Annotated in this window: 9 protein-coding genes; 5 read left to right on the top strand and 4 right to left on the bottom strand. The window is 64.8% G+C overall.

Annotated features, from left to right (window positions below; all coding sequences use genetic code 11):
• Positions 1-93: 93 nt before the first annotated feature.
• Both AB4074_RS13085 and AB4074_RS13080 read right to left on the bottom strand, forming a co-directional pair.
• A complete protein-coding gene (locus tag AB4074_RS13085; RefSeq protein WP_441413758.1) occupies positions 94-2,007 on the bottom strand; it encodes an ABC transporter ATP-binding protein in 1,914 nt (637 codons plus the stop codon).
• A complete protein-coding gene (locus tag AB4074_RS13080) occupies positions 2,004-3,674 on the bottom strand; it encodes an ABC-F family ATP-binding cassette domain-containing protein (RefSeq protein WP_441413757.1) in 1,671 nt (556 codons plus the stop codon). The genes AB4074_RS13085 and AB4074_RS13080 overlap by 4 nt, the downstream gene beginning before the upstream one ends.
• A gap of 207 nt (positions 3,675-3,881) precedes the next feature.
• On the opposite strand from AB4074_RS13080, the gene AB4074_RS13075 reads away from it, so the two are divergent.
• The 5 genes from AB4074_RS13075 to AB4074_RS13055 all read left to right on the top strand — a co-directional run bounded on the left by AB4074_RS13075 (position 3,882) and on the right by AB4074_RS13055 (position 7,871).
• Entirely contained in the window at positions 3,882-4,607 is a 726-nt protein-coding gene (locus AB4074_RS13075) for a hypothetical protein (RefSeq protein ID WP_441413756.1), read from the top strand.
• The gene (locus AB4074_RS13070) at positions 4,604-5,311 is read left to right on the top strand and encodes a hypothetical protein (RefSeq protein ID WP_441413755.1); all 708 of its coding nucleotides are present in this window, start codon (positions 4,604-4,606) and stop codon (positions 5,309-5,311) included. The genes AB4074_RS13075 and AB4074_RS13070 overlap by 4 nt, the downstream gene beginning before the upstream one ends.
• A gap of 246 nt (positions 5,312-5,557) precedes the next feature.
• Positions 5,558-6,376: an amino acid ABC transporter substrate-binding protein gene (locus tag AB4074_RS13065; RefSeq protein WP_437772589.1), complete on the top strand. Its 819-nt coding sequence runs from the start codon at positions 5,558-5,560 to the stop codon at positions 6,374-6,376.
• Between the two features lie 15 nt (positions 6,377-6,391).
• Entirely contained in the window at positions 6,392-7,057 is a 666-nt protein-coding gene (locus AB4074_RS13060) for an amino acid ABC transporter permease (protein WP_441413754.1), read from the top strand.
• Positions 7,044-7,871, top strand: coding sequence for an amino acid ABC transporter ATP-binding protein (locus tag AB4074_RS13055; RefSeq protein WP_441413753.1), 828 nt, complete (start codon positions 7,044-7,046; stop codon positions 7,869-7,871). The genes AB4074_RS13060 and AB4074_RS13055 overlap by 14 nt, the downstream gene beginning before the upstream one ends.
• 144 nt (positions 7,872-8,015) lie before the next feature.
• Here the strand turns inward: AB4074_RS13055 and AB4074_RS13050 are convergent, their stop codons facing one another.
• Together AB4074_RS13050 and fdhD are read right to left on the bottom strand one after the other, a co-directional pair.
• Positions 8,016-11,042, bottom strand: coding sequence for an alpha-mannosidase (locus AB4074_RS13050; protein ID WP_441413752.1), 3,027 nt, complete (start codon positions 11,040-11,042; stop codon positions 8,016-8,018).
• Positions 11,043-11,206: 164 nt separating this feature from the next.
• On the bottom strand, positions 11,207-12,082 hold the full coding sequence (gene fdhD, locus AB4074_RS13045; RefSeq protein WP_441413751.1) for a formate dehydrogenase accessory sulfurtransferase FdhD: 876 nt from the start codon (positions 12,080-12,082) through the stop codon (positions 11,207-11,209).

Here is a 12,082-nt window from a genome sequence, read left to right as displayed (position 1 = left end):
CGACTCCCGAATCGCCTAGTTTCCGGGGTTCCCTCCGGCGCTGCGCGCTAAAAAGTTGCTTAGCGTGACACCGTCGAACTGCCGGCACCGCGCCTACAGCTCCGGAACAGCTTCCTGTGCCACAGCCGTCGCCTCCGCGAACTGGGTGTTGTACAGCTCGGCGTAGCGACCGTCCGCGGCGAGGAGCTCTGCGTGTGTGCCGCGCTCAACGATCGATCCGTCCTCCACCACCAGGATGACATCGGCCGCCCGGATGGTAGAGAGGCGGTGGGCGATCACGACGGCGGTGCGTCCCTCGAGTGCCTCGCCCAAGGCCGCCTGGACGGCGGCTTCGTTCGTGGAATCCAGCGCCGCCGTGGCTTCGTCGAGGATGACGACCCTCGGTTGGGCGATGAGGAGGCGCGCGATGGTGAGCCGCTGGCGTTCCCCGCCGGAAAGGCGGTAGCCGCGCTCACCCACGACGGTCTCCAGGCCATCCGGCAAGGAGCGGACCATCGCTTCGAGCCGGGCGCGCCGAAGCACGTCCCACATTTCCGCGTCCGTCGCTCCTGGCCGGGCCAACCGCAAGTTGGAGGCGATGCTTTCATGGAAGAGGTGGCCATCCTGGGTGACCATGCCCAGGGTCGCCCGGAGGGAGTCGAACGTTGCGTCCCGGACATCCAGGCCGGTACCTCGCCCGTGCCCGCCCAATCGCACGGCGCCGGAGTCGACGTCGTACAGGCGGGACAGCAGTTGGGCCACGGTTGACTTGCCCGCGCCCGAGGACCCTACGAGCGCCACGGTTTGCCCAGGCTCCACGCGGAAGCTGATTCCATGCAGGACCTCTTCGCCGCCGCGGGTATCAAGCGTCGCCACATCCTCCAGCGACGCAAGGGACACCTTCTCCGCGGACGGATAGCCGAAGCGGACGTCGTCGAACTCCACGGCAACAGGTCCCGAAGGCACGGCGACAGCGTCGGGCTTCTCCTGGATGAGCGGCTTAAGGTCCAGGATCTCGAAGACCCGCTCGAAGCTGACCAGCGCGCTCATGACCTCAACGTGGGCACTCGACAACGCGGTGAGCGGCGCATAGAGGCGGGTGAGCAGCAGCGCCAGCACGACGACGTCGCCCGCTGCAAGCTGCCCGCTCAGCGCAAGCCAACCGCCCAGTCCGTAAACGAGCGAGAGGGCCAGTGCGGAAACCAGTGTCAATGCGGTGATGAACGTGAACTGCAACATGGCGGTGCGGACACCGATGTCCCGCACACGGCCGGCGCGCAGGGCGAACTCGGCGGACTCTTCATCCGGGCGGCCGAACAGTTTGACGAGCGTGGCGCCGGGCGCGGAGAAACGCTCTGTCATTTGGGTTCCCATGGCCGCGTTGTGGGACGCGGCCTCACGCCGGAGGTCGGCCAGCTTGGAGCCCATGCGGCGTGCGGGGATGAGGAAGATCGGCAGCAGCACCATCGCCAGGACGGTGACCAGCCAGGACGTGTTGAGCATGACCACGAGGGTCAGGACCAAGGACACGACGTTGCTGACCACTCCGGAGAGCGTGCCGGCGAAAGCCGACTGGGCTCCGATGACGTCGTTGTTGAGCCGGCTGACGAGGGCTCCGGTGCGGGTCCGGGTGAAGAAGGCGATGGGCATGCGCTGCACATGGTCGAACACCCGTGTCCGCAGGTCAACGATCACGCCTTCGCCGATCACGGAAGACAGCCACCGGGTCAGCAGTCCCACCCCGGCGTCGGCAACGGCCACGGCAGCGATGAGCGCGGCCAGCCCGATCACAACGTCCACGCCTGCATGGGCGATGAGCGCGTTCACCACCTTGCCGGCCAGCACCGGGGTGGCCACCGCAAGGAATGCGCCGGCGATGGAGGCCAGTACGAAGGCAATCAGCTTGTTACGGTAGGGTTTCGCGAAAGCGAGCACGCGCTTGATGGTTTCCCGCGAAAACGGCTGGGAGCCGCTCTTGGCGCGGGTGATGTTGTAGAGCGAGCGCCAGGCGACGCCATCCATGCTCATGGCTTGTGATTCCCCATTCCGGAAGTGTGGTGCAGTTCGGTCACGGTGCCGTTGTCAAGGTGCCAGCGGGAATCGAGCCGGACGTTTTCAAGCAAGCGGCGGTCGTGCGTGACCAGAAGGAGCGCGCCTTCGTAGCCGTCGAGCGCATCCTCAAGCTGCTCGATCGCCGGCAGGTCGAGGTGGTTGGTGGGTTCGTCGAGGACCAGCAGGTTGACGCCGCGGGCCTGCAGCAGCGCGAGCGCCGCGCGGGTGCGTTCGCCCGGGGACAAGGAATCCACGGTCCGGGAGGTGTGGTCCGCCTTGAGGCCGAACTTGGCCAGCAGGGTGCGGACATCCGCGGAGTTCCATTCGATCAGGACGGATTCGACGGCGTCTGCCAGGGTGAGGTGCCCCGCCAGCAGTCCGCGGGCTTGGTCGATCTCGCCGATCGCCACGGACGCACCCATCGAGGCGTCTCCGGCGTCGGGCTGTTGAAGCCCCAGCAGCAGCCGCAGGAGGGTGGACTTTCCTGCGCCGTTGGGTCCGGTGATGCCAATGCGTTCGCCGGCGTTGAGCTGGAGATTGACCGGTCCCAGCGTGAAGTCGCCTTGATGTGCCACGACGTCGCGCAAGGTTGCGACGACCGAGCTGGAGCGCGGAGCCTGGCCGATGCTGAACTGCAACTGCCATTCCTTGCGCGGCTCTTCCACCTCGTCAAGCCGGGCGATGCGGGACTCCATCTGTCGGACTTTCTGGGCCTGCTTCTCTGAGGACTCCACGCTCGCGGCCCTGCGGATTTTGTCGTTGTCCGGGCTCTTCTTCATGGCGTTGCGGACGCCCTGTGAGCTCCATTCGCGCTGCGTCCGGGCCCGGGACACGAGATCAGCCTTGGTGTTGGCGAATTCCTCGTAGCGTTCGCGGGCGTGCCGTTTTGCCACCGCCCGCTCTTCGAGGAAGGAATCGTAACCGCCGTCGTAGACCGCCACGCTGTTCTGGGCCAGGTCCAGTTCCAGCACCTTGGTGATGCAGCGTGCCAGGAACTCCCGGTCATGCGAGACCAATACGGCGCCACCGCGAAGGCCCTGGACGAATGATTCAAGCCGGGCGAGTCCGTCGAGGTCCAGGTCATTGGTTGGTTCGTCGAGGAGCACGACGTCGAAGCGGCTCAGCAGGAGCGCCGCCAAGGCAACGCGCGCGGCCTGCCCACCGGACAGGCCCGTCATGAGCGCATCCGGACCGGATTCCAGGCCAAGTTCCGCCAATACCGCGGGGATCCGGTCCTCCAAGTCCGCGGCACCCGATGCCATCCAGCGGTCAAAAGCCAAGGAATACGCGTCGTCGGCATCCGGGGTCCCGGCCGCGAGCCCCTCGGCGCCGGCTTCCATCTCGGCCGTGGCCTGGGCGCAACCCGTGCGGCGCGCAATGTAGGCGGCCACGGTTTCGCCGGGGGTGCGTTCGTGTTCCTGGGGCAGCCAGCCCACAAAGGCGTCGCTGGGAGCGAGGCTGACCGAGCCCTCTTGGGGGCGGTCAGCTCCTGCGAGGATGCGCAGCAGGGTGGATTTCCCGGCGCCGTTGGCGCCGACGACACCCACGACGTCTCCTGGCGCGACAGTGAGGGACAGCTTCGAGAACAAGGTGCGGTGACCGTGGCCGCCGGAGAGCTCTTTGGCGACAAGCGTTGCAGTCATTGGTCTATCCTCTCACTGCTCCGCCCTTGAGCGGAAAGACCGGGGCATGGAAGAACCCGCTGGTCCGTACTTGGGGGGTGTGCGGACCAGCGGGTTCGAGAATCAAGCATAATTCAATGTGCGCGCATCGTAAAATCGACCTCGCAGTCCTCGCAGGTACCGTCTTCCAGAAACCTCCTGCGGGAACCGTCTATCAGAAAGTGGTTCATGTCCCTCCCCTCCAAGGCGTTCCAACGCTGGCTGCACGGGATCGCCCCGAACACCAGCACGGCCGATGTCTGCCGCACTTCGGGAGTGAAACGCACCACGCTGGCCCAGCAATTGGTCCGCGGCAAGGTGGCCGAGAGTTCGCTCGTGAGCATCAGCCGGGCCTTCGACTTGAATCCCTTCGACGCATTGGCACAATTCGAGGCGTACGCGGCGCTTCGCGGGACCCCGGTTCCCCCCACTGATGCGGAACTCGTCAGCCAGGTCTCCACCATGGACCTGCTTCGTGCAGTCGTCGAGCGCTCGGACCCCCGGGACGGCGTCCCGTCGTTGGTCCTGGCGGAGACCCCGCACCCGAGTTCAGTCAGGAACTGGGTGGATGCGATCGACGACGGTGAGCTGCGCCACCGGGTGAGCGGCGCCACCGGGATCGCACCGCAGAACTTCTCCGCGCACCTGACAGCCAACCGCCTGCCCCCGGAACTGGCCTTGGCAACGTCCCGGGCGGCCGGCGTCGGACCGGCCGGAGGCCTCGTGGCCAGCGGCCTCGTCACCGAGGCGGAGGCGGGATGGCCCCCTGGTGCGCGGAGGGACGCCCTGGACCGGATGACCGAAGGCGAACTGGCACTGTTGGCCGGAGAGCGGCTGCAGGCCCTGGGCAAGGCCCTGCGCCGCCATGAGCATGAGCTCGACCACACGAACAGAATCTGGGAGAACCTGGGATGACCACCGTGTTGGCGTGGGCCACCCTCTCCATTTGCCTCGTCTTGACGGCCATTCGCATTCCCAGCGCCGTCCGGGGCGAGAACCGGATGATGTTCGTCCTGTTCGCATTGATTTCCCTCGACATCCTGCTGAGCATCGAGGGTCCTTATTTGTTGATCGACGCGTGGCTGGGCAGCTTCAACCTCTGTAACCTGCTGCTTCGGTTCATGCTGTACGGAACGTTCCTGCTCATGGGCATCAAGGTGGCGAGGGCCTTCGCTTCACCCGGCGGCGAACGAGCCATCCGTGGCCCCGTTGGCTTGGCCGTTTTGGGAGCAACCGCGGTCCTCACGGCGTTCTTCTTCTTCTCGATGGACACCTCGGGCTCCACCGTGGGCCTGGCCGGACTGGATCGGGGTCCGTCCCTCGAGGTCTACGCGGCTTTGGGCAGGTTCTACCCGGGCTACGTTGCCGTATGCCTCATCCCGGGGATCTGGCGATCCATTCGAGGTTCGGGTCCCGTTTTGCTCCGGGTCGCCTCCGCGACATTGCTCCTGGGCCTTGGGTTGCTGATCGTTTCGCAGGTCTTTCCGCTCATCCCGCTATCCAATACGTGGTTGCGGCCCCTCATCAACTACTCTGCCGCTCTGGCGACAGCGCTTGGCTTGGGAGGCATCTGGCTGTCCAAAATCGTTGCAAGCCGGACTCGCCGCACGGTAACGTAAAAACATACCGCGTAACCTCTTTCATAAATCCATTATATCGTGCCATAATTATGAATGTGTGAAGGCGACGCAGCCTGACCTTTGAATCAATGAACGGGTTTCCAAGGTTCGTGGCGCGTGCGGAAGCACTTTTGGGGGGATGAGTGGTGGCGGGCTGTTGGGGACCGCCCCCACTCAGCCTTTTTAAGCGTCCTCCCGTGTACGCCCGCAGCACCCGGGTACGGTCCCGTGACTAAGATGGCTTTCATGAAGAGCCTGCTTACCCGCCGCACAGCACTGTCCGCAACCCTTGCCGCCGTCGCGCTGGCACTGACCGCTTGCGGCGGCGGGTCCTCGCCGTCGTCGACGTCGGGTGGAGACACCTCGCTGTCGGCCATCAAGTCCAAGGGCGAGATCGTCATCGCCACGGAAGGCACGTACCGGCCGTTCAGCTTCCATGAGAACGGGGCCGGTCCACTCACGGGCTTCGACGTCGAAATCGCCCAGGCCGTGGCCGCCAAGCTCGGGGTAAAGGCGACCTTCCAGGAAACCCAGTTCGATGGCATCTTCGCGGGCCTGGATTCCAAGCGCTTCGACACTATTGCCAACCAGATTTCCATCAACCCCGAGCGCACGGCCAAGTATGACTTCTCGGCGCCTTACACGATCTCCAATGGCGTCGTCGTGACCAAGTCCGACAACAACTCCATCAACAGCTTCGCCGATCTCAAAGGCAAGACCACCGCCCAGTCGCTGACCAGCAACTTCTACAAGATGGCAGTTGACGCAGGCGCAAACGTCCAGTCCGTCGAAGGCTGGGCGCAGGCCGCCACACTGGTGCGCCAAGGCCGCGTCGACGCAACCGTCAACGACAAGCTGACCTACCTCGACTACGCCAAGAGCACCCCGGACTCCGGCTTGAAGATCGCCGCAGAAACCACCGACAAGACGCAGAGCGCCATGGTCTTCCGCAAGGGATCCACCGAACTCAAGAGCGCAGTGGACAAAGCGCTCACGGACCTTCGAGCCGACGGCACCCTCGCCAAGATCTCCCAGAAGTACTTCGGCGCAGACGTTACCAAGTAGCCGGCGGCCAAGCAGATGACCTTCAACTGGGACCTCGTCTGGAGTTCCTTCGGGCCAATCATCGGCGGCGCCGTCACAGGAACCATCCCCTTGACCCTGGCCTCGTTCGCGTTTGGCCTGGCGTTGGCGCTGCTCGTCGCCCTCTTGCGCCTGAGCCCCAACAGGCTGCTCTCCGGCGTCGCGCGCTTCTACGTCTCCGTGATCCGCGGGACTCCACTCCTGGTGCAGTTGTTCGTGATCTTCTATGGCCTCCCGAGCCTCGGCGTGAAGCTGGAGCCGTGGCCGAGCGCCATCATCGCGTTTTCCCTCAACGTGGGCGGCTACGCTGCCGAGGTCATCCGCGCCGCGATCCTGTCGGTGCCGAAGGGCCAATGGGAGGCCGGCCACACGATCGGCATGTCGCGGCCGCAAACGCTCGTGCGGATCATCCTCCCGCAAGCGGCCAGGGTCTCGGTACCTCCACTGTCCAACACCTTCATTTCGCTTGTGAAGGACACCTCGCTGGCTTCACTCATCCTGGTCACCGAGCTTTTCCGCAACGCCCAGCAGATCGCCGCGTTCAGCCAGGAATTCATGATCCTGTACCTCGAATCCGCACTGGTCTACTGGGTCATTTGCCTCGTCCTCTCCACGGGCCAATCCGCCCTGGAGCGCAGATTGGACCGTTATGTCGCCCACTGAGCCAAGCAACGCCCCCCAAGGGAACTCCGCGCTGGTGCTGTCCGCGCGGGACCTCGCCAAAGCCTTCGGCAGCAACGAGGTGCTGCGCGGCATCGACGTCGACGTCCGCCGCGGACAAGTGGTCGCCTTGATCGGGCCCTCGGGTTCGGGAAAGACGACGGTCCTGCGCTCGCTCAACGGCCTCGAAGTGCCCGACGCCGGCACGGTCACCTTCGGGGACGCCGACGCCGGTACGGTCCGGGGGTCCGGCGCAGGACTGACCCTCGATTTCGCCGGCACAGTGGGCAAACGGGAGATCGCCGCCCTCCGGGACCGCAGTGCCATGGTGTTCCAGCACTACAACCTGTTCCCGCACATGACTGTGCTCAAGAACATCATCGAAGGACCACTCCAAGTCCAGAAACGGCCCCGGGCTGAGGTCGTGGCAGAGGCGGAGCGGCTCCTCGCCCGGGTAGGCCTCGCAGACAAACGCGACGCGTACCCCTTCGAGCTGTCAGGCGGCCAGCAACAACGCGTGGGAATCGTGCGTGCCTTGGCCCTCAAACCCCAACTGCTGCTCTTCGACGAGCCCACCTCTGCCCTGGACCCGGAACTCGTGGGTGAAGTGCTCGGTGTCATCAAGGAGCTTGCCGACGAAGGGTGGACCATGGTGATCGTGACGCACGAACTCGCCTTCGCCGGCCAAGTTGCCGACGAAGTCATCTTCATGGACGGCGGAGTGGTGGTCGAGCGAGGACCCGCCGCGGAGGTCTTGCGGGAGCCGCGCGAGGAACGGACCAAGCAATTCGTCAAACGCCTCCAGCACGACGTCTGACCCCCAACTGATCCCCACCGCCACCCTCGCCTCGCAAGCTCGGCCAGGGAACCCTGGCGGCGTGGGCCCACGCGTTTGTTGTCGTTTTGGGCTTCCAAAACGACATTAACTGCGAGTTAGTTGGGTCGGCGGGAGTGCACAAGCTCAGCGGCTGAAACGCAAGGTCACCAACTGGAACGGGCGCAGGGTCAGTTCGGCGGCACCCGCTCCGGGCGTCACACCGGTAGCCTCAACGGGGCGCTCCAGGAGGTCCACCGATTGCACCATCCGGGAATCGAAGTTCGCCGTGATGAGGCCCGTGGAGCGTTCTCCCAGCGATTCATAAAGCCGCACGATCACATCTCCAGAGCCGTCCTCGGCAAGCTTGACGGCTTCGATGACCAGCGCCTGGTTGAACACCGTGAAAAGCGGCTCCACGGGGTTCGCCCCTGCCAGCAACCTCGGTTTCAGGTTGGTCCGATAGCCCTCTTCCACGGCCCCGCCGATGCTGGCGCCGGGCCGGATGCTCAGATCCAGGACGTGCACACCAAGGTCGGCCTGGGGGTCCGGGAACTTGGGCGCCCGCAGCAGTGAAACACGGACGTTGGTGGTGGTTCCGCCGTCGTCGCGGATGCTCCGGGTAACGTCGTGCCCGTAGCTTGCCGCGTTGGAGATGGCGACGCCGTAACCCGGCTCTGCCACGTGGATCCAGCGATGGGCGCAGAATTCGAACTTGGCAGCTTCCCAGGACGTGTTGGTGTGCGTCGCCCGGAATACGTGCCCGAACTGGGTCTCCGAGGCGGAACGGTCAGCACGGACATCCAGCGGGAAACCGATCTTCAGCAGTTTCTCGTGTTCCTGCCAGTCCACCGCGGTGGAAATGCCGAGGGACTCCGCGCCCGCTTCGAGGGAGATGCGCTGCGTGATGGTGGAGGACCCCACAGTCCGCTCCACCACGACGACGGCGTCCCAGCCCGCGCTTTCCAGCGTCACCGATCGCGCCTCGACTACCGAGACGACGTTCCGGCGGTAGAACTCGTCGATGTCCCAGGCATCCCATTCGTTGGGCGTGTCCCGGTGGAGCTCAAGGTGGTTGCCGAACATCCCGGGCGCAATGGCTTCGCGGCCGGTTGCGTAATCCGAGAGGGACGTCAGCAATCCGTTGGCGTCCAGCACCGCGCGGACGATGCCGTTGTCCAAAACATAGCCGCCGGCGCGTTCTGCGACGTTGACCGGACTATCCGGGTGGACCGCTTCCGCAGCGGCGAGAGCCGGAACACCGGTGCGCTCATGCGGGGCCGCATTGAGCAGGAACATCGTGTCCCCCTCGCCAAGGAGGGCCGACGCGGCACCCGCAATGATGCCTTCCAGCTCCCGGGCGATCGCGGCATAGTTCCGCTCCGCATCCTGGTGGACCCACGCGATGGAACTGCCCGGCAGGATGTCGTGGAACTGCTGCAGCAGTACAAGTCGCCACAATCGCTTGAGGTCCGCCGCGGGATAGGTGAACGAACCTGCAGTCCGTACTGCCGCCGTCGAGCACCAAAGCTCGGCCTCGCGCAGCAGGTGTTCCGAGCGGCGGTTCCCCTGTTTGGTGTTGGCTTGGCTCGTGTATGTTCCTCTGTGCAGCTCGAGGTACATTTCCCCCACCCAGACCGGGAGATTGCGGTACTCGCCCTCGGCCTGCGTGAAGAACTCCTTTGCGGTTCCCATGCGCACCTTCGGCGAGCCTTCCAGGTCCGCCGTCCGGTGCGCTGCGGCAACCATTTCGCGCGTGGGTCCGCCACCGCCGTCGCCGTAACCGAAGGGAACCAGGGATATGGTTCCGCGGCCGTGCTCCCGGTAGTTGCGCTGGGCATGGGCGAGTTCGCGGCCGTGAAGCTCGGAATTGTAGGTGTCCACGGGCGGGAAGTGGGTGAAAAGCCGCGTGCCGTCGATGCCTTCCCAATTGAAGGTGTGGTGCGGCATCTTATTGACCTGGTTCCAGGAGATCTTCTGGGTCAGGAACCACCGGGAACCAGCGGACTTGACGATCTGCGGGAGGGCCCCTGAATATCCGAAGGAGTCAGGCAGCCAGGCCTCCTGGCAGTCGATGCCGAACTCCTGCAGGAAGAAGCTCTTGCCCTCCACGAATTGCCGGGCCATTGCCTCGCCGCCGGGCATGTTGGTGTCCGATTCCACCCACATGCCGCCGACCGGCACGAACTGCCCTGCTGTGACCTTCTCCCGGATCCGGATGAACAGCTCGGGATAGAACTCATTCATCCACGCCAATTGCTGCGCCGAGGAGCAGGAGAAGACGAAATCGGGGTTCTCGTCCATGAGGGCCACAACGTTGGAGAACGTGCGGGCGCATTTGCGGATGGTTTCACGGACCGGCCATAGCCAGGCCGAGTCGATGTGTGCGTGGCCGGTGGCCAGTAGTTCGTGGGCCGAGGCGTAAGCTGGCCGGCTCAAGACCTCGGCAAGGGCTTCCCTGCCGGCGACTGCTGTCCCGGCGACATCGTCCGGGTCCATGATGTCCAGCATGCGCTCAAAGGCGCGAAGGATCTCATGCCGCCGCGGCAGTTCGAAGGGTAGCTCGTGCATCAGCCCGCTGAGGGTCCAGATGTCTTGGTGGAGCTCCCACACCACCTCGTTGAGTTCGGCTATGGCTATGCGTCCAAGCCGGTAGTGAGGCTCGTCTCCGGAGGTGGACTTGTCCCCGAGCGGGGTTGCCGCGAAGCTCCACCCCTGGCTGAGATCCGGATTGGCCGCGGCTTCCACGTAGAAGTCCACCGAGAGTCCGCCACCCAGAAGCTTCAACGGGACATGCTGGTTGCGCGGAGAGATGGCCTTGATGATGGTGCCGTCCGGCCGCCAGGCGATGCCTTCGCACTGGAATCCGGGGGCGTCGATGCTGAAACCGAGATCGACGACGATCTCCACCGTGGTGCCATCGGCGACTCCCCAGCCCTCCGGGACCTCGCCCCGAAGCCGAAGCCATTTGGTGCTCCAGGCCTTGCCCCACGCAGCGCCGTGTTCCTGGGGTTCAAAGACCTGGCGGAGCGCTTCGGAGACCGGGACCGGCTCTCCCGGGGCATCCCAGCTGCTCAGTTCAAGAGGCAGTGCGCGGCCATAGATGGCGGGAGCTACCCGCTCCCGGACAAAACGTTCGAGCCGCTTCTCGGTGATCCGGCGGTCGTCGTGCAATTGAAGTCCCCTTTGGCGGTGGGCTGGGTTGATTGCTTCCTTACCGTTACGAGCAGCTTAGTTAGCAAGGCCACTGTCCGGAGGAAATAGATTCCATTCGATGGATAAAATCTACGTTGTTCCTGGACAATAGCCAAGTGATTGGCGGCTATCCCTACAAGTCCCTATATGTTGGCCGGAACACCCACCCGGTCACTGCCCGCGTAGACGTTGAGGCTGGTCCCCCGGCTGAAGCCCACCAGGGTCAAACCGGTCTCCTGCGCGAGCTCCACGGCAAGGCTGGACGGTGCGCTGACGGCGGCCAGAACCGGGATTCCTGCGAGCGCGGCCTTCTGGACCAGTTCAAAGGATGCCCTCCCCGAGACCTGCAGGACGGTGCCGCGCAGGGGCAACATTCCTTCGCGCAGCGCCCAGCCCACCACCTTGTCCACGGCGTTGTGCCTGCCGACGTCTTCCCGCAGGCACAGTAGCTCGGCAGCACTGCCGGTGCCGTCGTCGTGGATTCTGAAGAGGCCGGCGGCATGCACTCCCCCGGTCTTGTCGAAGACCGCTTGTGCTTCGCGGAGACGGTCAGGCAGGGAGGCCAGAACCTCGACCGGGACGCTCAGGGCGTCATCCGCTGGGTTGAAGTGGGAGGATTTGCGCACTGCCTCGATGGAGTCGGTGCCGCAGATCCCGCACGAGCTGGAGGTGTAGACGTTGCGGCCGGTCTCGGGAAGGACGACTTCGGGACGCAACTGCGCCTCCACGACGTTGAAGGTCTGAACGCCGTTCTCGTCCTCACCTGCGCAGAAGCGCAGCGAAATGAGCTGGGCCGGGTCCCAGATGACACCTTCGGAGACCAGGAAGCCCGCCACGAGGTCGAAATCGTCGCCAGGAGTCCGCATGGTCACCGAGAAGGACATGTGCCCCAGGCGCACCTCGAGCGGTTCCTCGACGGCCAGGAAGTCCTCGCGGTAGCGGACCGGGTGCTCCAGCGCCTGGGCGGAGCCATCCAGGACAAATTTGTGCACCTTGCGGCGCTGGGTCACCCGTCCCAT

The organism is Arthrobacter sp. 2MCAF14, from assembly GCF_052115645.1.
Classification (GTDB): Bacteria; Actinomycetota; Actinomycetes; order Actinomycetales; family Micrococcaceae; genus Arthrobacter.
The sequence above is the reverse complement of the archived record's forward strand: the minus strand, read 5'-3'. Positions and strand labels throughout refer to the sequence as shown.

Excerpts from the sequence above, each read along its gene's own strand:
- AB4074_RS13085 (WP_441413758.1), bottom strand. The coding sequence starts at position 2,007 with ATGAGCATGGATGGCGTCGCCTGGCGCTCGCTCTACAACATCACCCGC.
- AB4074_RS13080 (WP_441413757.1), bottom strand. The coding sequence starts at position 3,674 with ATGACTGCAACGCTTGTCGCCAAAGAGCTCTCCGGCGGCCACGGTCAC.
- AB4074_RS13075 (WP_441413756.1), top strand. The coding sequence starts at position 3,882 with ATGTCCCTCCCCTCCAAGGCGTTCCAACGCTGGCTGCACGGGATCGCC.
- AB4074_RS13070 (WP_441413755.1), top strand. The coding sequence starts at position 4,604 with ATGACCACCGTGTTGGCGTGGGCCACCCTCTCCATTTGCCTCGTCTTG.
- AB4074_RS13065 (WP_437772589.1), top strand. The coding sequence starts at position 5,558 with ATGAAGAGCCTGCTTACCCGCCGCACAGCACTGTCCGCAACCCTTGCC.
- AB4074_RS13060 (WP_441413754.1), top strand. The coding sequence starts at position 6,392 with ATGACCTTCAACTGGGACCTCGTCTGGAGTTCCTTCGGGCCAATCATC.
- AB4074_RS13055 (WP_441413753.1), top strand. The coding sequence starts at position 7,044 with ATGTCGCCCACTGAGCCAAGCAACGCCCCCCAAGGGAACTCCGCGCTG.
- fdhD (WP_441413751.1), bottom strand. The coding sequence starts at position 12,082 with ATGGGACGGGTGACCCAGCGCCGCAAGGTGCACAAATTTGTCCTGGAT.